This is a genomic window from Tsuneonella suprasediminis (assembly GCF_003605755.1).
GTDB lineage: Bacteria > Pseudomonadota > Alphaproteobacteria > Sphingomonadales > Sphingomonadaceae > Tsuneonella > Tsuneonella suprasediminis.
In genome coordinates, this window is sequence record NZ_RAHJ01000019.1 from 333,204 (window position 1) to 355,162 (window position 21,959).

Below are 21,959 nucleotides of genomic sequence, written 5' to 3' on the forward strand. Positions count from 1 at the left end.
CTTGTTCCGCGTTCGTTCCGTTTTATGGAACGCTATGGGAAGAACGCGATGCTCACCGCCAAGCAACATGAATTGCTTCAGTTCATCCAGCGCCGCCTTGAAGAAAGTGGCATTTCGCCTTCATTCGAGGAAATGAAGGAAGCGCTCGACCTGAAGAGCAAGTCCGGTGTTCATCGCCTCATCTCGGCGCTGGAAGAACGTGGTTTCATTCGCCGGTTGCCCAATCGCGCGCGCGCGCTCGAAGTGATAAAACAGCCCGAAGATTCGGTTTCGGTTCCGCGCAAGGCGAAGAACGATAATGTCGTGCCGCTGAACAAGGCACCTGCCCGCCCCGAACCGGCAAACGATGTAATCGAAATTCCGCTACACGGCCGGATCGCAGCGGGCGCACCGATAGAGGCTCTGGAAAGCCACAGCACTCTGCCTGTGCCTGCCGCGCTGCTGGGGCCGGGTGATCATTACGCGCTGGAAGTTTCCGGCGATTCGATGATTGAGGCGGGCATTTTCGATGGCGATTTCGCGCTCATAAAGCGCACGGATACTGCTCGCGACGGGGAAATCGTCGTCGCGCTGGTCCGTAATGAGGAAGCGACTCTCAAGTATCTGCGGCGCGAAAACGGTATGGTTCGGCTCGACCCGGCCAATGGTGCATACGAACCGCAGATCTATCGCCCCGATGAAGTCGTGGTGCAGGGGCGTCTGTCCGGTCTGCTGCGTCGTTATCACTGATAGCGGGCTGGCGCGCTATCGTCTGCTCTGAGGCCACCAGCCATGCGCGCCCTGAGATTGGGCAACAGTTGTCACTGTGCCGGTCTTCAGATCGATCGTCAGGCCGCCTGTCCGGCTTAGCAATCGCCTGTCGGCTTTGATCCATCGCGGCTTGCATGATCTTGGCAGCCAGCGGTCGGCAATCACGATATCCGAACGCGCACAGGCCGCAGCCAGCGCACGTTCCGCCACCAGCGTCCGGCCGCGCGCCAGCAACAGGTGCCAGTCGCGCTCTCCACGACGGAGTGTAACGGTGCAGAACTCACGGCTGCATCGCGCACCAGGCCAGCGATCCAGCGGCAAGGGTTCGCCTTCCGTGCCAGCCATTTCGAGGAGGTTGTCTCGCAAAAACGCGCTCTTGCTGTCGCGCAGAAGCAATAGCCGATCCCCCTCCCCCACGATACCGACCTGCCGCCCATCAGAGGTTATCAACAAGTCCGGGGTTGGGGTCGCGAGCAAAGCAATGGTTCCTGCCGCTGCCGGAACAAGGCCGTACAGCCGAACCCGCCCTTGCCACAGCGCCAGCCATAATCCGCCGACAAGGAACAACGCGAAAGTCATCGCCCCCATCTGCGGCATCAGCCTGACCGCCCCCGGCTGCTCCGCCGTGAAATGGGCGATGGCCAATAGCAAATCGAGCGAACGGCCTGCCAGCCACCAGAAGGGAGCGCCCAGCCCGAATATATCGAACAGCAGAGCCGCAGCGATCAGCGGCATGGAAACGAAGGTCACCAATGGAATGGCGAACACATTGGCGATCGCACCATATATTCCGGCACGGTGGAAATGGAGCAACACGATTGGCATCAAGGCAATTTCGATCACCAGCCCGGTAATCAGCAGCATCGTGATCCTGCGCCCACTACGCCTTATCACGCCCTCCTCCCGCGGGGCCATGAAGCGTTGCACCGGAACGCTTCGATGCAGCGCTACGATGGCGACCACTGCAGCAAAGCTCATCTGGAAACTGGGACCGACAACCGTCTCAGGCCACAAAAGCATGACACATACCGCCGCAACGGCCACGATCCTCAGCGATAATGGCTCTCGCCCCAATGCCATCGCGCCCAGCACCAGCAGAGCTGCCGCACAGCTACGCACGGTGGGCACTTGCGCGCCTGTGAGCAAGGTATATCCCACGCCCGCCCCGGCGGCGATGCCGGTGGCAACCAGCGGCAAGCGCACCCGTAACGCCAGCCATGGCCACAGGGAGAGCAAACGGATCAGTAGCAGATAAGCGGCCGCCATCACTGCACTGACATGCAATCCGCTGATCGAAAGCAAATGGGTGAGCCCGGCATCCCGCATCGCGACCTCGTCGCCGGCGCCAATCGCACTGCGATCCCCGCTGGCGAAAGTCGCCGCGATTGCGCCCGGCGCACCGTCGAGCTGGTGGCGCACATGCTGCGACAATGCGCGCTGGAGTTGGCTGAGGTTCCATCGATCGGGCGGTGACGCCTCCACCAGTTCGATCTCTCCGATCAGGGACCCGGTCGCCGCCAGTCCGCTGAACCACGCGGTACGCGCGAAGTTGTAGCTTCCCGGCAGAAGCGGCGGCGACGGCGGTATCAGGCGTGCGCGCAGTGAGATTCGCGCGCCATCCTCGATATCGTCCAACATGGCCGACGTCGGCACATTGACCCGCACTTTTCGCGGTGCACCACCGTCCGCATCGCGATAGGCGAGTGTCAGCCGGGTGCGGTCGAGCGCTGGCTGATCTTCACGTCCCAGCACTCGCCCATCGATGGTGACTACTGCCGGGCGGGATAGGGGATCTGCCCCGACCAGTTCGGATCGGGCCCAGATGAGGGCCACGCCCATCGCGATCGCGATACCTATGCCCGTGATCGCCACAGACAGGTATTCGCGCCCCTGCTTTTCCCGCCAGCAATAGTGGGCCGATGCGGCGCAAAGCATCGCGAGAGCAATCGTTGCGCCCCATTGCCAGGGTTGTCCCAGAAAGAACCACAACGAAATCCCGGACCCCAGCGCGATGGCCAGCCACGGCACACGCTCAAAGCCTCTGGTGGCGAGGAATTCGTTGGCTGATGCCAGCACACTGGACAATTCCACCGCCTTCCGCCAAGGACGCTGCAGTGCAGCATCCCCCGGTTCCCGCCCCTTCTCCTGGGGCACATCGGACACCATATGGGCGATCATGAATTGTTTGGATAAGGAAACGCCGTCGCATGACAAGCAGTAGCGGAGCAGTTGTCACGCGCTTCGCTCCCTCGCCGACCGGATTCCTCCATATCGGTGGCGCGCGGACCGCGTTGTTCAATTGGCTTTTCGCCCGTCATCACGGCGGCAAAGTATTGTTGCGGATTGAAGATACCGATCGCAAGCGCAGCACGACCGAGGCGATCGACGCAATCCTCGACGGGCTGGACTGGCTTGGTCTCGATTTCGACGGCGAACCCACTTATCAGTTTCAACGCGCGGCCCGGCACGCCGAAGTTGCCAATCAACTGCTCGAATCGGGGCACGCATACAAATGCTTTGCCACACCGGAAGAGCTGGAAGCGATGCGGGCCGAACAGCGCGCAAACAAGCAACCGATGCGCTATGACGGGCGCTGGCGCGATCGCGATCCTTCAGAGGCGCCCGATGGCGCACCGTTCGTTATCCGCCTGAAGACGCCACAAGATGGCGAAACGGTTATCGATGACGCGGTGCAAGGGCGCGTAACTGTTCAGAATGCGGAGATCGACGACTACGTCCTCCTTCGGGCAGACGGCACACCGACCTATATGCTCGCCGTGGTGGTTGACGATCATGATATGGGTGTAACCCATGTGATCCGAGGAGACGACCACCTGAACAATGCTTTCCGCCAGTTGCCGATCTATCGCGCAATGGGCTGGGAAGAACCGGTATACGCCCACATTCCCCTGATCCACGGTAACGATGGCGCCAAAATGTCGAAGCGCCACGGGGCCCTTGGCGCGGATACCTATCGCGATGAATACGGCATTCTTCCCGAGGCACTGTTCAACTATCTGCTGCGCCTCGGTTGGGGGCACGGCGACAGGGAAGAGTTCACCAAAGAAGAAGCGATTGCTGCGTTTGATCTAGACGGCGTTGGCAAGAGCCCGTCTCGCTTCGATCTGAAGAAACTGGAAAACCTCAACGGGCATTATATTCGCGCGGCGGACGACGCCCGCCTCGCCATGCTCGTCGCACCGCGAATGCAAGGCAAGGTCGATATCGCACTTCTTGAAAAGGCGATGCCCCAGTTGAAGCTTCGCGCAAAGAATCTCGATGAACTCGCGGATGGCGCCGCGTTTCTGTTCAAGTCCCGCCCTCTGTCGATCGATGAGAAAGCAGCCAAGCTGCTTGACGACAATGGGCGCGCATATCTCACCCGTGTATCGCAGGCGCTGCACGGGGAAAACGACTGGACAATCGAAGCTCTTGAAGCCACTAGTAAATCACTCGCCGAGCAGCTTGATGTTGGCTTCGGCAAGCTCGCGCAGCCGATGCGCGCAGCACTAACGGGGACGACCACGTCGCCCGGAATTTTCGACGTACTGGTCCTTCTCGGAAGAGACGAGGCGCTGGCGCGGATAGACGATCAGATCGATCCCGCTGTCGCGACTTCCGGGGCGGATAACACATAACAAGGAGACCGATCATGGCGGACAAGCAAGCTAAACTGGAACTCGGTGGTACCGGGTACGATTTTCCGGTTCTGGAGGGCAGCCTTGGGCCGGACGTGATCGATATCCGAAAGCTTTACGGATCTACCGGGGCGTTCACTTACGATCCCGGCTACAAATCCACCGCCAGCTGCGAAAGCGCGCTGACCTTTATCGACGGTGAAGAAGGCGTCCTGCTCCATCGCGGTTATCCTATTGGCCAACTTGCAGAACAATCCAGCTTTATGGAAGTCAGCTATCTGTTGTTGAACGGTGAACTGCCGTCACAGGCTGAGCTTGACGAATTTGACTACACAATCACTCGCCACACGATGCTGCACGATCAGCTGCGGCAGTTCTATCAGGGCTTCCGTCGTGACGCTCACCCGATGGCGGTGATGTGCGGCGTGGTCGGTGCTCTGTCCGCCTTCTATCATGACAGCACCGATATTTCCGACCCGGAACAGCGCAAGATTGCCAGCCACCGGCTGATCGCGAAAATGCCGACGATCGCGGCGATGGCTTACAAATATTCGATCGGGCAGCCGTTCATGCAGCCCGACAACTCCCTCAGCTATACCGGCAATTTTCTGCGGATGACGTTCGGCGTCCCGGCAGAGGAATATGAGGTCCACCCGGCGGTTGAAAAGGCGATGGATCGCATCTTCATCCTTCATGCCGATCACGAACAGAACGCTTCGACATCGACCGTGCGCCTCGCCGGCTCATCTGGCGCAAACCCGTTTGCCTGTGTCGCAGCAGGCATCGCCTGCCTGTGGGGCCCCGCTCATGGTGGCGCAAACGAAGCGGCTCTCAACATGTTGCGTGAGATTGGCACACCGGACAAGATCCCGCACTATATCGAACGTGCAAAGGACAAGAACGACCCGTTCCGCCTGATGGGCTTTGGCCACCGCGTTTACAAGAATTACGATCCGCGCGCGACTGTGATGCAAAAGACCGTGCGCGAGGTTTTCGATGCGCTCAAGGTCAACGATCCGGTCTTCGAAACCGCACTGCGTCTTGAAGAAATGGCTCTCAACGATGACTATTTCATCGAGAAAAAACTGTTTCCCAATGTCGATTTCTATTCCGGCGTGATCCTGTCGGCCATCGGCTTCCCTACCACTATGTTCACCGCCCTGTTCGCTCTCGCCCGCACCGTGGGTTGGGTCGCGCAGTGGAACGAAATGATTTCCGATCCCGGTCAGGTGATCGGCCGTCCGCGTCAGCTCTACACCGGCCCGACGCAGCGCGATTATGTGCCAGTCGACAAGCGCTAACCTGCTATCGTGGCCGCCCTTCGGACTTTGTTGATCTCGATGGGCGGCCTCCTGGCCGTGTTCGGTGGCTTCTTCGCGCTTCAAGGCGCAGGAATAGTTATGTGGCCGCCAGAAAGCTTCATGCTCGCCAATCGCAATTGGATTGCCAACGGCGCGATTATTGGCGCAACGGGTGTCCTTGTGCTTGGGGCGGGGCTGACAATCCCCCGACGGCATGATGCCGGTTAAGGCGCATCCCTCGCAGGGATCGAGAGAATAAACCGGGCCCCCTGCCCCGGCGCGCTTACAGCAATCAGGTCCCCCCCCATTGCCCGTGCCAGACGCCGCGAAATATAGAGTCCGAGACCGGAACCCCCATCCCCGCTGCGGCCAAGGCGCTCGAACTTGCCAAACACAGATGCGATCTGCTCTTCGGTTAAACCCGGGCCCTCATCCATCACAGCAACTTGTGCCATTCCATCAGCCCTCGAAAGGCTGAGCGTCACACGGGATCCCTCGGGCGAATATCTGATCGCATTGCCGAGCAAATTCAGGAGTATTTGTAATACCCTGCGGAATTCACCTGTTGCAGGCAAATGCGCGTCTGAGTCCAGGGGAACGATAGTGATCCGTCGTTCCTGCGCCCGCACACCGAGTATCCCGCTGGCCCGCCTCACGACATCCGCCAGATCGATATGATCGGGAGCGGTCGAAAACTGATCGGATTCGACTACTTCGAGATCTGAGAGATCCTCGATCAGCGAAAGAAGGTGCTGCCCGGCTGACGCAATATCCGCGGCATAGGCACTGTATTCCTCTGCCAGCGGCCCCGCCAGCTTGGCCCGGATCGTTTCCGCATTGGCGATGATCCGCGTGATCGGTTGTCGCAACGCGGGCGTCAGCTCCCGACCGAAGATGGCGGGAATTGGCGTTTCGAGTGTCGGGCTTTGTGGTTGCTGGGTTTGTGTCGCCAATGGCGTTTGGGCCACCAGCATCAGTTCAAAACCCGCTCTTCCCGGCGTTGGCTCACCCAGCGGAACAATGGTCACCATCCATTCCCGATCGGACCCGTCGATCCGGCACATTGCGCCATCGAGCAAGCGCCAGTGCAAAGGCAAACGATGCTCCAATCCGGGGAACACGACCAGTTCAGTCCACTGAGCAGCGGGGCGTTCTCTCATCGTTTCTGCGAGTTGCTGTAAATCAGCCGCACGCGCATCGACGGCGACAACACGCTGTTCGCTATCAAGCCGCGCTGTCAGTTCTGCAAGTTCGCGGTCGATCGCGATGCGTCGGGCCGCTGACTGCGTATCACTTTCGCTGGGCGGATTGGCCGTATGCCAGGTGCCAACAGAAATCGTGCAGCCGCCTTGTTGCGGATCTGGATCAGGCGCGATCTCGACCCATGCCCGAACGATCTCGTTACCATCGAGCGCATGAATCGTACGCGCAAGCCGTAAACCCAAGGAGCGCGCTTTACGGACGTGTTCGAGCAATTCGGGAATTGCGATTTTTCCGGGCAATTCGCCACCGCAGCGAATTTGCAGCCCCGCAAGAGGTTCATCTGCTTCGATCAACCGGTCATCCCGGTCACTCCGTGCATTAGCGATTATTCCATTGGACGCAGGCATCGCTCAGCCTCTCACTGCACGATCAGATTCGGCAAGCAAAGACGCGGCCTGATCCGCCCTCACCATCGAAAAATCCGCTGGGAGCGCGAATTCGGGATTAAAGTATATCAGTTGCTGCTCAACTTCGGCATGTTTCAGACCCGCCGCCAACAGCGCCAGTGCGAGGCGCGCAGATTGCTGTTCATTGGTCGAGAGGATCACTGTGTCCCGTGGCTGCTTTGCCATCGATGCCAGTGCCGACAGGAAAATCGCAACACCTGCATGGCTCACGAATAAAGCGGCACGTGAGCCATTTCCCATCTCATTTACGAGACGTTCGAGAAGGGCAGGACGGCAGGCGCGTTCGTCATAGCTTTGCCGCAATTTCCCCGCCGCCACGGCTGCATGCTCCGCCGAAACACCCTCAGCAAACTGACTGAACTTTTCAACGGCGCGATGGAACAGATTCGCAGGCAGATCGGATAGCACCAGTTCCATGCGCCGTTGGCGTTGAATGAAGCGCGCCTGAGTAGTCAGAACCGACATTGCCAGCGAAGCCACCTGATCATTATCCGAGGCGACAAGTGCCTGAAGCAACGGGCTCAACACTGGATCAATCCCGTGGCGCCTTTCAAGTCGGCCGGTAAGCTGCGTTTCGACCGCCAGAGCATGGCAATGACATGCAATGTCACGATCTCCGGTCAGAGCTTCCGACAAAGCACCAACTGCCTCCTCGGAGAAGGCGTGGGTTTCAGAAGAATCCATCGCTTCAGCCAGAACCGACAACATCTGTTGCGCCAGATCGGCAGACATACCCCGTACGCGACTGACGATCTCATCGCTGAATAATGCATGATCGTGGTCTGTCAGAAGATAGCCCAGAATGGGTTCAATGGAACTAAGCAACGCATCACCCGTCGCAAGCTCTTGGCGGAGCATCGATACAACAGGGATCGCCTGCAATTGTGACGTGCCAGATTCGGTCATCGCTCGGCCCTAGCCGATGTTGGTTAAACCGACGTTAGCTTCGAATGAAGGGTTTGACGAGACGCAAGAAAAGCAAAAGCAATGCGATAATTGCCATTCCCACAACAGGAAAACCGAGAAGGGTGGCAATCAAGGCCAGAAGGAGCACCAGCGCCCGGTCGGATAACGGGCGCACCCAAACCGGCGCTGCCGCCTCTTCGGACAGGCGCATGGCAGCCACTAGCACCAGCGCCACATACACCCCGTGCCATTCTTCGCCTTCTCTCGTTCCAAGCGACAGTGCGACGAGCGCAATATCGAGAATGGAGTTCCGAATGGCGGGGAATGCGCGGGTCAGCCCACCTGCTTGGCCCGCACGAAGGAAACGATGAAAGTGATATGCGATGCTCCCGACAGCAGCGGACGCAACCAGAGCAAGCAACCCACCCGCGATTCGGCCGGACCAGCCTGCAACTCCGCCGCCAACGGCCAGCAGAATTGCTATCATGCCGAGAGCAACTGACCATATTTGCGAACGCGATTTGCCCGACAGGAACCGGGCAGCCGCATAACCACCCACCTCGCCGGGCGCGCTGAACCCTGGCGACGGAACATGGCGCCCAAGCCATAGTGCCTCCAATCGTCGCGCATGGTTCGCACTTCGCACCAGCGACCATCGACCGTCATCCAGCGAAGATTCGGGAACCGGAATGGCACGCACCCCGCGTTGAAGAGCAATCCGCAACAGGCCTGCCACTGCGTCCCCATCCGGCGGCAGCGCAGTCAGTGCTTCTACTGCATCCCCGCGCACGAGCAGAGCGCCGCCCCATGCCCGATCGCGATCTATTCGTTCAAAACCATGCTCAAGACCGATCTCGATCGGCAATACCGCCAGCCCCGGCCTTTGAGAGAAACGGTCTACCAGCCAGTTGCCATCGACCAGCAATCCTGGCGCCAGAACAAGTACCTCGTCATTGGCGCTGACCATGCCTGAAAGACTGCGATGAGCTGTGATTGCATTAAAGCGCGCCCCCGCATTTTCGGCCTGCCTCTGAAGCTCGGCAATTTCCGGGCTCGCGCTCTCAGCAAGGCAAACGATCCGCTCACAACCCAGCGCCAGCGCGGCGTCGATTTGCAATGCCAGCACTCTGCGCCCGGCGAAAGGCTGAAGCCCTATTCCCGGCTCACCAAATCTTTCGCCCAAGGCAGACAGCAATGCAACGCGCACGCCTTAATCTCCTCCATGCAGGAGAAAACGATCTAGGGATTACAAACTGAAGTGCCAAGCGACACGACGCTTAACATGCGAATTCGTCGCGGTAACGTTCGATCTTTCGCACAACTGTCGGTTCGCCGGGGGCGCTGGCCAGAGCGTTTTCCGCAAGCTCGATAAGTTCAGACGAATGGAAACTCGCAGCAAGGCCTTTCAAACGCAATGCAGCGATTGTCCAGTTTCCATCACAACGCGCGCGCTTGAGCAGATCGAGATGCCCGCTCAGGCTCTCAACAAACGCCAAACGGAGCTCGGCAAAAAGCGCCGGATCCTCCCCTGCAGCGGCGGCAAGGGTCGCGTCAAAGTCACCGTGTTCGTGGGCCATAGTACATGGAAGCTAGCCGATACGTAGTTAAAGGAGGGTTTATTGCGACCCATTTCGTGGTAGGTTTGATGGATGACCGGGGGAAAGCACATTCGGGCCGTTGGCCACGATGGCGGCGCTGATGCGCCCGTTGAAACACATGCAAACACCGAAGGGGAAAGCCCCCTTTCGTTACAGGATGACTTGGCGGAAGAGGATCTCGTTGCTGACGATGCCGACTGGGTTGAGGATGACGCACAACGCCAAAAATCCGGATGGCTGGCTCCAGCGCTGGCAATTTGTGTAATCCTCGTATGGACAGGGTTCTTTATCTGGGCCCATCGCGGAAGGCTAAATCTATCCATCGATCCAGCTTTTGCCTCTCAAATGATCGTGCAGTGGAGCGTGCCGGTGCTGCTGGTTATTGCTCTGTGGTTGTTGGTCATGCGGACGAGCCGCCGCGAAATGTCGCGCTTTGTCGATGTCGGGCGAGATCTGGCTGCGCAGTCAATTACGCTCGAAACCCGATTGAGCACGATCAATCGAGAACTGAGCCTTGCCCGAGAATTTCTTGCTGCCGAAACGCGCGAACTGGAAACTCTCGGACGCGTGGCAACTGCACGGCTCAGCGAAAACGCCGACTATCTTCAATCACTGATCCGCGATAATGGGGCGCAACTCGACGCGATAGAAACGGTCAGCCGCAAGGCGACTGAGAATATGGATCGGCTGCGAGACGACTTGCCAGTCGTGGCCAATTCCACCCGCGACATGACCAACCAGATAGGAGCGGTCGGTCGATCGGCCCAAGATCAGCTCGGAGAACTTATTGCCGGGTTTGAACGGCTGAACGAATTTGGCAGCGCCAGCAGCCAGCAAGTGGAAGCGCTCCGCACTAAAGTCGATGAGACGCTGGCTGTGCTGCGAACCCAATCTCAACAAATCGAAGAAGCAACCTCCACCCGCTTCATCGCTTTGCGCGATAGGATCGAAGATTTCCGCACCGATCTGGACACCCGTGAGGTTCAGGTGCTGGCCGCGATGAGGATGCGGGCCGATCGTTTGCGCGAAGAGATTGCCCAAGCGAGCGACGGGCTGGAAGAACGGGAAGCTGAACTACTCCAGTCGCTGCAAGCGCGGATCACAGCCATTCGAGACGGCGCAACGTCAGTCGGCCGCAGCTTGACCGATGCCGAAGAAACGGCGCTTAACCGCTGGGAAAACCGGATCGCGGCTTTGCAAGGTCAGATGGCCGAAACAGTCGCCGAAATTGAACAAATCGATCGCGTTGCAATCGATGGTGCCAATGAGCGTGTTGATGAGGTGCGTCGCAACACGACCGCAATTATGGAACAACTCGGTGCAGCCCATTCCGAGTTAATGCAGGAACTGAATGCTCTTAGCGCCGCTGCAGATCGGGACAACCAATCTCGGGTCGAGGAAGTCGGCGCGCAATTGGCATCATTTGATGCCAGCATTGCTGAACGGGTTGAGAAACACCGCGAGCGTGTGAGCTTGATTGCTGAACAGAGTGCCGATGTAGCCCGCCATATCGATAATCTCGTCGGTGAAATGGAACGCGCGGCAATGCAGGGCCGCGAAGCAGAAACGACGCTGTCATCGGTGCTCGCCACATTCGAAGAACGCCTGTCGGGTAGTCGAGTTGCACTGACAGAAACCGACCAAACCGTTAGCGAGCTGACCGAAGCGAGCGTACGCCTGCTCGAATTGCTGCAGGCCAGCATCGAACGCAGCCGTAGCGAATTGCCCGAAGCAATCGAAGCGGCCAGCGAGAGTGTCAATCAAGTCGCTTTACACGGAGAAACACTTGGCCTGATGCTCGCGGCGGCAAATGACAAAGGGCGTGAACTGTACGAATACGTGTTGGCGGCACAGTCTGAAAGCGCGGGCGCGATGACGGATATCACGGAATTCCATTCTCGTATTCGGGAAACCCATCAGGCGCACCTGTCGCAGCTAGACACATTGCGTGATCGTCTGTCTGCTCTTTCGGAAGATAGCTCCGCGGTCTCTGCCGATGCACAAGGCCGGTTGCGCGATGCGATTGCCGTACTTGAACATTCGGTCCGCAAGGCCGTCGATTCGATCGATACCGGAAGCACCGACCGTATTCAGGAAATCGCGGAAAAGGTGGGTGCTGATGCTGCCGAGCACATCGAGCGCGCAGTGCGGCAACGGACCGCTGATGCGCTAGGCTCTGTTGAAACGGCCACCGACCGGGTCAATAACGCCAGCCGCGAAACAGCTATCCAATTGCGCGATCAACTGGCGCGGATCAACGAACTGGCAGGCAATCTGGAAAATCGCGTCGCCCTCGCCCGGCAGCGCGCAGAGGAGCAGGTCGATAATGATTTTTCGCGCCGCGTTGCTCTGATCACCGAAAGCCTCAATTCCCATTCGATCGATATTGCCAAAGCGTTGTCGGCTGACGTCACGGATAGCGCCTGGGCAAGCTATCTCAAAGGGGATCGCGGCATATTCACCCGTCGGGCAGTCCGCTTGCTCGATAATTCCGAGACTCGCGAACTGATGGGTATTTACGAAGCCGACGAAGATTTCCGCGAGCACGTCAATCGTTACATCCACGACTTTGAGGCAATGCTGCGGTCGATGCTCTCGACACGCGATGGTCACGCGATCGGCGTCACCTTACTCAGTTCCGATATGGGCAAGCTCTATGTGGCGCTGGCACAGGCGATCGAACGCCTCCGCACCTAAAAGACCATATCACGGGTGTTCGTTGACCTCCGGGGTGGGGATGAAGCTCAAACTATCGAGCGTGACCCAGCCATTGACGTAGTTTGCAACATAGAGCGCAGTGAGCACGGCCGCCAAAACGGTCGCTCGCACCACCAGACGTCTCGGGCGAAAGTTTGCTGGCGCGCTATCGGCCTGGCCCGGAACTTTCTGAACACCCATTTCATCGTGCGTGCGAACTCCGAAAGGGAGCAGGAGAAAAGCAGCCATCACCCAGAACAGCAGGTAGATCGCAAGAACAGACGTCCATGCCATATCTCAATTCTCCGGTAACAAGACCCGGACTTGCGGGCGTTTGCCGCTCCAACGGGTCGCTGCACGACGGGTAGCCAAACGAACTGCCTCATAAACTTCGCTGCGATCTCGTCGTGCCGCACCTTTCAGCTTACCCAGTGCGGTCGCGATATCCTCTTTCGTTTCAGACACAAAGGCGTCGTAATCTTCATCGAGAGGAAGTCCGACCCCTTCGATGGTAGCCCTCCCCTGTGCATCCAGCGCCACGACAACAACTCCTTCACGCGCAAGACGGCGACGCATGGTGATTGCTTCGCCATCTGCCGGAACAATGATGTCACCATCGAGCACGAGACGACCGCTTTCAACTTCGGCCAGCTTGCCTGGTTTGCCTGGCGCAATACGGACGATGTCGCCATTCATTTGGAAAATTGTATGCGGGATACCTCTGCTGGAACCCAAGCGGGCTTGCTCTGCCATATGGCGTGCCTCGCCATGAACCGGGACAAGAATCTCGGGTCGCAACCATGTGTAGAGCGCTTCCAGCTCCGGTCGACCGGGGTGGCCAGATACGTGGATGGCGCTCTGCCGATCGGTCACCATGACAATTCCACGCTGCGCGAGTTGGTTTTGCACGCGTCCAATAGCTATTTCATTGCCTGGAATCTGGCGACTTGAGAACAGCACTACATCGCCCTTCACCAACTCGATAGGATGGTTTTCATCTGCCATGCGGGCAAGTGCCGCACGCGGTTCCCCCTGCCCCCCGGTTGCCACCACCAGCACTTCTCCACGAGGCAAACCCATTGCCGTGTCGAAATCGACCAACGGTGGCAAATCTTCCAGATAACCGTTATCTTGCGCAACTTCGATAATCCGGTCGAGCGAGCGACCCGCCACGCATAGCTGGCGCCCGGTTGCCCGCGCGACTTCCCCCAAAGTGTGAAGACGGGCCACGTTGCTGGCAAATGTGGTAACGACTACTCGCCTGCCATGCCAACGCGCGACCTCCTCATGCAAACCCTTGTAAACCGCGCCTTCAGACCCGCTTTCAGCCGGATTGAAAACATTAGTTGAATCGCAAACGAGGGCGAGCACTCCCGCATCGCCAATTTCGCAAAGTTCTTCTTCGGTAGTCGGTTCGCCGATAATCGGCTCTTCATCGAGCTTCCAGTCGCCAGTATGGAACACGCGTCCGAAAGGCGTATCGATCAGAAGCCCATTACCTTCGGCAATCGAATGAGCGAGCGGAACATAGGATATCGCGAACGGGCCTACGTCAAATTTATCAGTGCCTTCGACGATAATCAGCTCGACATCGTCTTCCAGACCAGCTTCCTGAAGCTTCCTCCGTACCAGTTCGCCAGTGAAAGGCGTCGCATAGAGCGGAACCCCCAGATCGGCCGCAAAGTATGGCACCGCCCCGATATGATCTTCGTGCGCATGGGTGAGGACAATACCATCAAGGCGTTCGGCACGATCTTCGATAAAGGAGAGGTCAGCGAACACGAGATCGACACCAGGATATTCGTTCCCACTGAAAGTCATCCCAAGATCAACCATCAACCACCGGCCCTGACAGCCATAGAGGTTGACGTTCATCCCTATCTCACCCGATCCCCCAAGGGCGAGAAACAGCAATTCGTCTTCAGGGGTTAAATCTTTTTTCACGCGTTTGCTCGTTCTGCCAGAATGGCAAGGCCTTCGAGTGTCAGGTCAGGGTCGACGGCATCGAAAATTTCAGTATGCTGATCGAAAAGGATGGCGAGCCCTCCCGTCGCGACCACTTTGGCTGGACGGCCGATCTCCGCTTTCATTCGCGCGATCAGCCCCTCCATCATTGCAACGTACCCCCAGAAAACACCGATCAGCATCTGATCTTCGGTATTGGTGCCGATTACGCTGTCATTCGTCGGCGCCTCGATCGCAATGCGTGGAAGTTTTGCCGTATTTCCAACGAGTGCATCCAGCGACAGATTGATGCCGGGTGCGATAATGCCCCCTTTATATGCGCCGTTGAAATCGACAGCATCAAATGTCGTGGCCGTTCCGAAGTCGACGACGATTAAATCGCCATCATATTTGGCGTGGGCGGCGATTGTATTCAGTGCTCGATCCGCTCCGAGAGAGCGCGGTTCATCGACATCAATCGCTACCCCCCACTCTGCGCCTCCCTCACCTGCAATCAGCGGAGTCTTTCCAAAATACTTTTCAGCAAAAACAGTGAGATTGTGAATCGCTCTGGGCACAACCGAACCGATTATAAACTGATCGATCGATTTTCGTGCCACTCCCTCAATCTTCAGAAGTTGAAGAAGCCAAACTGCATACTCATCACCTGTTCGACGGGGATCGGTGGCAATCCTCCAACGTGCCCTGATCTCACGACCCTCAATCAGAGCAAATACGACATTGGTGTTACCGACATCAGCAGCAAGCAGCATGATACGATCCTATCAGATTGCAACATCGCCTGCATGGATGACACGGATTTCCCCGCTATCCAACGCCAGACACAAAGATCCATCGGGCTTCAACCCTTGGTAGCGACCGGAAACGACATCGCCTCCCGGCTCATGCACGGTTAGAACAGTTCCGATCTGGTGCGCGACAGCCTTCCAGCGGCGAAACATCGGTTCCGTGCCGAAACTACGCCATCGTTCCAATTCCCGAGCAAAAGACGATGCCAATGCAGTCGCGAAGCTATCGCGATTAGGTGCAGGGCCGATCTGCGACAAAGCGATGGTTTCGCGCCCAGTGACTTCCGGAGCCTTAACAAGGTTGACGCCTATCCCAATGACGACCGCGTGGGAGGTGCCTTCCAGCAGTATACCCGCCAGCTTGGCGCCCCTGAGAAGCAGGTCATTGGGCCACTTGAGCGAAAGCGCTGCAGGTTCAGCGAGAAATGGCGTAACCGCCTCGTACAAGGCCAGCCCCGCCAGAGGCGCGAGGGTCGGAGAGGGCGGATCCGACGGGCATACCCGCACTATGGTAGAGCCCATGAAGTTCCCCGTCCCATCAAACCACGCACGCCCCTGGCGTCCGTGGCCAGCGACTTGTCGATCCGCCACCAGCCAATCGCCCTCCGCAACGTACTCGCCTGCATTCAGCTGTGAGACGAGGTCGGCATTGGTCGATCCGGTTTCTGCTACCGTACGGATCAAGTGACGAGGAACAATGCTGTAGCGGCCTTGTCGGCCAATTCACCAAGCCATCCGGTGAGTAGATAGCCGAGCGGAGAAATAAATGCCGTCGACAAGATCAGCAGGGCCCAATGTGCCCAATCGTTGCCTCCTGCCACCTTATCTGCGGGTTCATCAAAAAACATAACTTTACCGACTTTAAGGTAGTAGAACGCCCCTATGACCGATGCGGCGATAGCGACTGCGGCAATCGCGATCATTCCGGCGTCCACTGCCGCCTGAAACACTACCAATTTACCCCAGAAACCGAACAGAGGCGGTATGCCGGCAAGGCTCAGCATGATGAGCAAAAGGCACCACGCGATCAACGGCTTAGTACGAGAAAGCCCCGCAAGGTCGGAGATCGATTCTACGTAATCGCCGTTCGCATCACGCAACATCAGAACTGCCACAAAACTGCCGACTGACATGGCAACATAAATCGCGAGATAAACCAACATCGCGCTGGCACCTTCTGGTGTCGCCGCCGCCAAACCTACGAGAATGAAGCCGACATTGTTGATTGAGGAGAATGCAAGCAACCGCTTGATATTATCCTGTCCGATTGCCCCCAGAGCACCGATTACGATCGAAGCTAGCGATACAAACACAACAATTTGCTGCCATGCGGCCGCCTGCGCGCCGAACGCATCGAGCGCCACACGCATTGTCAACGCCATTGCAGCCACTTTGGGAGCCGTTGCAAAGAACATCGTCACCGGAGTGGGAGAACCTTCGTAGACATCAGGAGTCCACATATGGAACGGCACCGCCGAAATCTTGAAAGCAAGGCCGGCCAGAACGAATATCAGGCCAATCAGCGCCCCGGTTGAAATATCTCCTGCGAGTGCCGCACGGATAACGTCGAAGCTGGTCGATCCCGTAAACCCGTAAGTCAGGCTCATCCCATAGAGCAGGATGCCGCTCGCCAACGCGCCAAGCACGAAATACTTAAGCCCGGCTTCAGCCGAACGACCGTCAACCCGAAGAAACGCTGCGAGCACATATGCGGCGAGGCTGTTCATTTCCAAACCGATGTAAAGCGTCAGCAGATCGCCTGCAGACACCATTATGCCCATGCCGAGTACGGCAAAAAGCACCAGCACCGGATATTCCGCACGCATCGCCCCCCAACGGTCGAAGAAGCGCGGCGCGACCATCAGGCAGGTCGCCCCCGAAACGTAAATGAGCAACTTTGCAAAAGCCGCGAATGCATCGACGCGCATTTGGCCACCAAATGCAAACGTACCCGCACCCATTGCTCCGCCACATAAGACAGGAATGGTCAGCGCCGCAGCAGCACCAATGACGATCACTGCGGCAATCGAGATTGCACGGCTAGCTTTGTCACCCATCCACGCGGCGCACAGCAAGAGCAACAGGCCGCCGAGCGACAATACGATTTCAGGCGCGACAAGCGACAGGGATGCCGAAAAGTCCATCAGTGGCCTCCCTCACTTGCTTCATTTGCCGGGCCTTCTCCCGCTTCACCGTGATGCTCCATCGCATTTGCTGCATGGGTCCGACGAGTGGCCTCGGTCGGTGCAGTCGGTCGCGAATCCCCCTTGGGGGCCGCGCTTGCAAGTCGCGCGTCCAAAGCTGCAATGTCGGCACGCATCGGAGCCAGAAAACTCTCAGGATAAACGCCCATCCACAACACAGCTGCCGCAATGGGGCCAAGCATAAACCATTCGCGCACGTTGAGATCAGGCATCGCAGCGGCGTCGGCATTTTTTTGCTCGCCGAACACAACCCGGCGATAGAGATACAACATGTAAGCAGCGCCAAGAATAATGCCGGTGGTGCAGACCAGAGTCACCGTGGTCGAAACCTGATACGTTCCGGCAAGGCTGAGAAATTCGCCGACAAACCCACTTGTTCCGGGCAAGCCAATACTGCCCATTGTGAACAACATGAAGAACAATGCGTATTTCGGCATATTAATTGCGAGGCCGCCGTAACGATCAATCTCACGCGTGTGTAAACGATCGTAAATGACACCGACACAAAGAAACAGCGCGCCGGACACGAGCCCATGGCTCAACATCACCATCATCGAACCTTCAAGCCCCTGCACGTTAAATGCAAACAGCCCAATGGTGACGATCGCCATGTGGGCAACCGAAGAATAAGCAATTAGCTTCTTCATGTCAGACTGCACGAGCGCAACCAGCGAGGTATATACGACCGCCACCATGCTCAATCCGAGAACGAGCCACGCCAACTGTGCACTCGCGTCCGGGAACATCGGCAAACTGAAGCGAATAAAGCCGTAGCCACCCATCTTCAACAAAACGCCAGCCAGAATTACGGAACCTGCAGTCGGCGCCTGAACGTGTGCGTCCGGCAGCCAGGTGTGAACCGGCCACATCGGCATCTTAACCGCGAAACTGGCGAAGAACGCCAACCACAGCCACGTTTGCGCCTGCGCCGGGAAATCATACTGCATCAAAGTCGGGATATAAGTCGTTCCCGCGTCGTGGATCATCCACAACATCGCAATCAACATCAGGACCGAGCCGAGCAGCGTATAAAGGAAGAACTTATAGCTGGCGTATATCCGGTTATCGCCGCCCCATATACCGATGATCAGATACATCGGAATCAGGCCCGCTTCGAAGAAGATATAGAACAGCAAGAGATCCTGCGCCGCAAACACGCCGATCATCAGGGTTTCCATGAACAGGAACGCCGCCATGTATTCGCCAACGCGCTTCTGCACCGAATCCCAGCTTGCCAGAATGCAGATCGGCATCAGAAATACCGTCAACGCAATCAGCATCAACGCAATTCCATCAATGCCGAGTGCATAGGAAAAACCGGCAAAAACAGCATGACTTTCCTGAAACTGCCACCGGGCACCACCCGTCTCAAAGCCTGTCCAAAGGACTACCCCGAGAGCAAGGTCCACGAGAGTGGCAAGCAGCGCGACCGATCGCGCTGCTTTGGCCTCAAGCATAAAGCACGCCACCGCGCCCAGAAGGGGCACAAGAAGCATTAACGAAAGGATCGGAAAGCCGTTCATCGCACCATCACCCAAGAGATCGCGACCACGACGCCGATAAGCATGACGAGCGCATAACTATAGAGATATCCGGATTGTACCTTCTTGGCGGCGGCTGTCCCCTGAGTGACCAGCCACGCCGCACCATTAGGCCCGAAGCGATCAATTATACCGATGTCCCCCCACTTCCAGAATTTGTTCCCCAGCCAGAATGCCGGTTTCACAAACAGGAAATGATACAGTTCATCGAAGTACCACTTGTTATATACGAAGCGATAGACAGGGCCGAGCTGCCCGGCAATGCGAGCAGGCAGCTCCTTATCGCGAATATAGCCCTGGAACGCGATCGCCAACCCGATCAGCATCGCGACAGTAGCAGACCATTTGGCCCATGCCGGAATACCATGCATGGCGTGCATCAGATCTTCATTGAAGAACACCGAGCCTTGCCAGAATTCGGCGCTTTCAACAAACGCGGGGGCGAACACGAAACCAGCGAACACTGCGCCTACACTCAGTGCGAGGAGAGGGACGAGCATTGGCAGAGGGCTTTCATGAGGATGATATCCGCCGGTGGTATCCTCTCCGGCTTGTTCTGCCGTTTTGTGGACCGAATGCTGGATGTGTTCGCTCTCGATCCAACGCGGCTTTCCATAAAACGTCAGGAAAACCAGACGCCACGAATAGAAGCTCGTCAGCAATGCCGCGATCGTTCCCATCCAGAATGCCAAATTGCCAAGGTTGGTGCCACGCGCAAACGCAGCCTCAAGAATGGCGTCCTTCGAATAGAAACCAGCGAAACCGAACACGCCCGCCAAGCCGACCCCGGTGATCGCCAGAGTGCCGGCAAGCATTGCCCAAAACGTGATTGGGATATGTTTCCGCAGACCGCCGTAATAACGCATATCCTGTTCGTGATGCATCGCATGGATCACGCTGCCTGCACAAAGGAACAGGAGCGCCTTAAAGAAGGCATGCGTGAACAGGTGGAACATCGCAACGTTGTAAGCGCCAACACCTGCAGCAAAGAACATGTATCCAAGCTGCGAACACGTCGAATAGGCAATCACGCGCTTGATATCCCACTGCGTGGTGCCGATCGTTGCAGCAAAGAAACATGTCGCCGCGCCGACGAATGTCATGAACATCAGTGCAGCGGGTGCCGCTTCGAACATGGGCGAAAGGCGGCACACCATGAATACACCTGCCGTGACCATCGTCGCCGCGTGAATGAGCGCGGACACGGGGGTCGGCCCTTCCATCGCGTCAGGCAACCAGGTGTGCAATCCAAGCTGCGCGGATTTACCCATCGCTCCGATGAACAGCAGGATACACAATAGATCCATGGTATCGACACGATGCCCAAGGAAGCCAATGGTACTGCCAGCCATGCCCGGAGCGGCCGCCAGAATCTCGGGAATCGAAACCGTCTGAAACACCAGATAGGTGCCGAAAATGCCGAGCATGAAGCCGAAGTCACCGACGCGGTTGACTACAAACGCTTTGATTGCCGCCGCGCTCGCGCTTGGTTTGCGAAACCAAAACCCAATCAAAAGGTAACTGGCAAGGCCCACCCCTTCCCATCCGAAGAACATCTGGACAAGGTTGTCTGCGGTCACGAGCATAAGCATCGCGAAGGTGAACAGGCTAAGATAAGCGAAGAACCGTGGTTGATCCGGCTCGTCTGCCATGTACCCCCATGAATAGAGGTGCACGAGCGCCGACACAGTGGTGACGACGACCAACATGACCGCAGTCAGTGTGTCAACGCGCAATGCCCAATCGAACGTCATGCTGCCAGAGTGAACCCACTGCAGCACCGGAATGACCGAGGCAGTTTCCGCACCTGTCAAAAAGCCAATAAAGATCGGCCAACTCAAACCACACGACACAAACAGAAAAGCGGTGGTCAGCGACTTGACCGCGAGATTGCCAAGCGCCTTGTTACCAAGCCCGCCGATAACTGCCGCCAATAACGGCAGGAATACGATAAGAAGGATCGGGTGCAAGGTGCTATCCCTTCATCCGGTTGACATCGTCGACAGCGATCGTGCCGCGGCCACGGAAATAGATGACGAGAATTGCCAAACCGATCGCCGCTTCACCAGCCGCAACGGTCAGCACGAACATAGCAAAAATCTGCCCGGTCAAGTCGTTCAGAAATGCACTGAATGCAACGAGGTTGATATTCACCGCGAGCAGGATCAGCTCAATCGCCATCAGAATAACGATCACGTTTTTCCGATTGAGAAATATCCCCAGAACGCCCAGCACGAACAGGATCGTGCCCACGATGACATAATGCGTGACGCCGATCACAGCTGAACCCCCTTGCCCACCTCGGGGCGAACATTGACGGTCGCATCTTGCGGACGACGCCGAATTTGTCTGCCGATGTTTTGGCCCCGCGTATCCTTACGCTCACGATGGGTCAGCACAATTGCGCCAACCATCGCTACGAGAAGAATGATTCCTGCACTTTCGAACAGAAAAAGATACTTACCGTAAAGTACCGCGCCGATACTCTCGATGTTACTGGCACCATCAATCTGCGGTGAGGCGGCGGCTGCCGCATGCCCCATCTCAAGCGCACCCGCACTGTAAGCACCAATGCCAAGCACAAGTTCGGCTAAAAGAACCAGCGCGATAGCCAAGCCTAGAGGGAAGTTTTTGACAAATCCTGCCCGCAATTCCGCAAAATCGATATCGAGCATCATGACTACAAACAGAAACAGTACTGCGACTGCACCGACATAGACGATGACCAGAAGCATCGCGATGAATTCAGCGCCCACCAGTACCATCAGACCAGCAGCATTGAAGAACGCCATTATCAACCACAAAACCGAATGCACGGGATTGCGGGACATAATGACAAACACCGCCGACAGGATCGTCAGTGCCGCGAACAGATAAAAGGAGAAAACCTGAATCATGGAT

General features: G+C 57.3%; 18 protein-coding genes. 4 read left to right on the forward strand and 14 right to left on the reverse strand.

Annotation, left to right across the window (positions count from 1 at the left end; genetic code table 11):
• Positions 1–48: 48 nt before the first annotated feature.
• On the forward strand, positions 49–729 hold the full coding sequence (lexA, locus tag D6858_RS11495; RefSeq protein ID WP_120110765.1) for a transcriptional repressor LexA: 681 nt from the start codon (positions 49–51) through the stop codon (positions 727–729).
• A 15-nt stretch (positions 730–744) separates the two neighbouring features.
• Here lexA and D6858_RS11500 read toward each other — a convergent pair whose 3' ends face one another.
• Complete coding sequence (locus tag D6858_RS11500) at positions 745–2,928, reverse strand: ComEC/Rec2 family competence protein (RefSeq protein ID WP_120110389.1); 2,184 nt, start codon at positions 2,926–2,928, stop codon at positions 745–747.
• 29 nt (positions 2,929–2,957) lie between these two features.
• On the opposite strand from D6858_RS11500, the gene gltX reads away from it, so the two are divergent.
• Together gltX and D6858_RS11510 are read left to right on the forward strand one after the other, a co-directional pair.
• Positions 2,958–4,388 (forward strand): glutamate--tRNA ligase, encoded by a 1,431-nt coding sequence (gene gltX / locus D6858_RS11505; RefSeq protein ID WP_120110393.1) that lies wholly within the window; start codon positions 2,958–2,960, stop codon positions 4,386–4,388.
• 14 nt (positions 4,389–4,402) lie between these two features.
• Entirely contained in the window at positions 4,403–5,689 is a 1,287-nt protein-coding gene (locus tag D6858_RS11510; protein ID WP_120110397.1) for a citrate synthase, read from the forward strand.
• A 224-nt stretch (positions 5,690–5,913) separates the two neighbouring features.
• On the opposite strand, the gene D6858_RS11520 is transcribed toward D6858_RS11510, so the two are convergent.
• From D6858_RS11520 to D6858_RS11535, 4 genes are all read right to left on the reverse strand, one after another.
• Positions 5,914–7,299, reverse strand: coding sequence for a sensor histidine kinase (locus D6858_RS11520; protein ID WP_120110403.1), 1,386 nt, complete (start codon positions 7,297–7,299; stop codon positions 5,914–5,916).
• Between the two features lie 3 nt (positions 7,300–7,302).
• Positions 7,303–8,241, reverse strand: coding sequence for a hypothetical protein (locus tag D6858_RS11525; protein WP_133305284.1), 939 nt, complete (start codon positions 8,239–8,241; stop codon positions 7,303–7,305).
• 58 nt (positions 8,242–8,299) lie between these two features.
• The gene (locus tag D6858_RS11530) at positions 8,300–9,472 is read right to left on the reverse strand and encodes a hypothetical protein (RefSeq protein ID WP_133305285.1); all 1,173 of its coding nucleotides are present in this window, start codon (positions 9,470–9,472) and stop codon (positions 8,300–8,302) included.
• Positions 9,473–9,542: 70 nt separating this feature from the next.
• On the reverse strand, positions 9,543–9,842 hold the full coding sequence (locus tag D6858_RS11535; protein WP_120110412.1) for an Hpt domain-containing protein: 300 nt from the start codon (positions 9,840–9,842) through the stop codon (positions 9,543–9,545).
• 72 nt (positions 9,843–9,914) lie between these two features.
• Here D6858_RS11535 and D6858_RS11540 point away from each other — a divergent pair, with 72 nt between their 5' ends.
• Positions 9,915–12,560, forward strand: a complete 2,646-nt coding sequence (locus D6858_RS11540) for an ATPase (RefSeq protein ID WP_133305286.1) — start codon at positions 9,915–9,917, stop codon at positions 12,558–12,560.
• A gap of 9 nt (positions 12,561–12,569) precedes the next feature.
• Here the strand turns inward: D6858_RS11540 and D6858_RS11545 are convergent, their stop codons facing one another.
• The 9 genes from D6858_RS11545 to D6858_RS11585 are packed head-to-tail and all read right to left on the reverse strand — an operon-like array spanning position 12,570 to position 21,955.
• Positions 12,570–12,854 (reverse strand): DUF1467 family protein, encoded by a 285-nt coding sequence (locus D6858_RS11545; RefSeq protein ID WP_120110418.1) that lies wholly within the window; start codon positions 12,852–12,854, stop codon positions 12,570–12,572.
• A gap of 3 nt (positions 12,855–12,857) precedes the next feature.
• Positions 12,858–14,504, reverse strand: a complete 1,647-nt coding sequence (locus D6858_RS11550) for a ribonuclease J (RefSeq protein ID WP_225081484.1) — start codon at positions 14,502–14,504, stop codon at positions 12,858–12,860.
• Positions 14,501–15,277, reverse strand: a complete 777-nt coding sequence (locus D6858_RS11555) for a type III pantothenate kinase (RefSeq protein ID WP_120110422.1) — start codon at positions 15,275–15,277, stop codon at positions 14,501–14,503. The genes D6858_RS11550 and D6858_RS11555 overlap by 4 nt, the downstream gene beginning before the upstream one ends.
• A gap of 12 nt (positions 15,278–15,289) precedes the next feature.
• Positions 15,290–15,997 (reverse strand): biotin--[acetyl-CoA-carboxylase] ligase, encoded by a 708-nt coding sequence (locus tag D6858_RS11560; RefSeq protein ID WP_120110425.1) that lies wholly within the window; start codon positions 15,995–15,997, stop codon positions 15,290–15,292.
• Complete coding sequence (gene nuoN / locus D6858_RS11565; protein WP_120110427.1) at positions 15,994–17,457, reverse strand: NADH-quinone oxidoreductase subunit NuoN; 1,464 nt, start codon at positions 17,455–17,457, stop codon at positions 15,994–15,996. Before nuoN ends, D6858_RS11560 begins: the two co-directional genes overlap by 4 nt.
• A complete protein-coding gene (locus D6858_RS11570) occupies positions 17,457–19,040 on the reverse strand; it encodes an NADH-quinone oxidoreductase subunit M (protein ID WP_120110430.1) in 1,584 nt (527 codons plus the stop codon). Before D6858_RS11570 ends, nuoN begins: the two co-directional genes overlap by 1 nt.
• On the reverse strand, positions 19,037–21,028 hold the full coding sequence (gene nuoL, locus D6858_RS11575) for an NADH-quinone oxidoreductase subunit L (protein ID WP_120110433.1): 1,992 nt from the start codon (positions 21,026–21,028) through the stop codon (positions 19,037–19,039). Before nuoL ends, D6858_RS11570 begins: the two co-directional genes overlap by 4 nt.
• 4 nt (positions 21,029–21,032) lie before the next feature.
• Complete coding sequence (nuoK, locus tag D6858_RS11580; protein WP_102153991.1) at positions 21,033–21,338, reverse strand: NADH-quinone oxidoreductase subunit NuoK; 306 nt, start codon at positions 21,336–21,338, stop codon at positions 21,033–21,035.
• Positions 21,335–21,955, reverse strand: coding sequence for an NADH-quinone oxidoreductase subunit J (locus D6858_RS11585; RefSeq protein WP_120110437.1), 621 nt, complete (start codon positions 21,953–21,955; stop codon positions 21,335–21,337). The genes nuoK and D6858_RS11585 overlap by 4 nt, the downstream gene beginning before the upstream one ends.
• Between the last annotated feature and the right edge of the window lie 4 nt (positions 21,956–21,959).

Coding starts and splice junctions, on each gene's coding strand:
- lexA (WP_120110765.1), top strand. CDS start 49: ATGCTCACCGCCAAGCAACATGAATTGCTTCAGTTCATCCAGCGCCGC.
- D6858_RS11500 (WP_120110389.1), bottom strand. CDS start 2,928: ATGATCGCCCATATGGTGTCCGATGTGCCCCAGGAGAAGGGGCGGGAA.
- gltX (WP_120110393.1), top strand. CDS start 2,958: ATGACAAGCAGTAGCGGAGCAGTTGTCACGCGCTTCGCTCCCTCGCCG.
- D6858_RS11510 (WP_120110397.1), top strand. CDS start 4,403: ATGGCGGACAAGCAAGCTAAACTGGAACTCGGTGGTACCGGGTACGAT.
- D6858_RS11520 (WP_120110403.1), bottom strand. CDS start 7,299: ATGCCTGCGTCCAATGGAATAATCGCTAATGCACGGAGTGACCGGGAT.
- D6858_RS11535 (WP_120110412.1), bottom strand. CDS start 9,842: ATGGCCCACGAACACGGTGACTTTGACGCGACCCTTGCCGCCGCTGCA.
- D6858_RS11540 (WP_133305286.1), top strand. CDS start 9,915: ATGACCGGGGGAAAGCACATTCGGGCCGTTGGCCACGATGGCGGCGCT.
- D6858_RS11545 (WP_120110418.1), bottom strand. CDS start 12,854: ATGGCATGGACGTCTGTTCTTGCGATCTACCTGCTGTTCTGGGTGATG.
- D6858_RS11555 (WP_120110422.1), bottom strand. CDS start 15,277: ATGCTGCTTGCTGCTGATGTCGGTAACACCAATGTCGTATTTGCTCTG.
- nuoN (WP_120110427.1), bottom strand. CDS start 17,457: ATGGACTTTTCGGCATCCCTGTCGCTTGTCGCGCCTGAAATCGTATTG.
- D6858_RS11570 (WP_120110430.1), bottom strand. CDS start 19,040: ATGAACGGCTTTCCGATCCTTTCGTTAATGCTTCTTGTGCCCCTTCTG.
- D6858_RS11585 (WP_120110437.1), bottom strand. CDS start 21,955: ATGATTCAGGTTTTCTCCTTTTATCTGTTCGCGGCACTGACGATCCTG.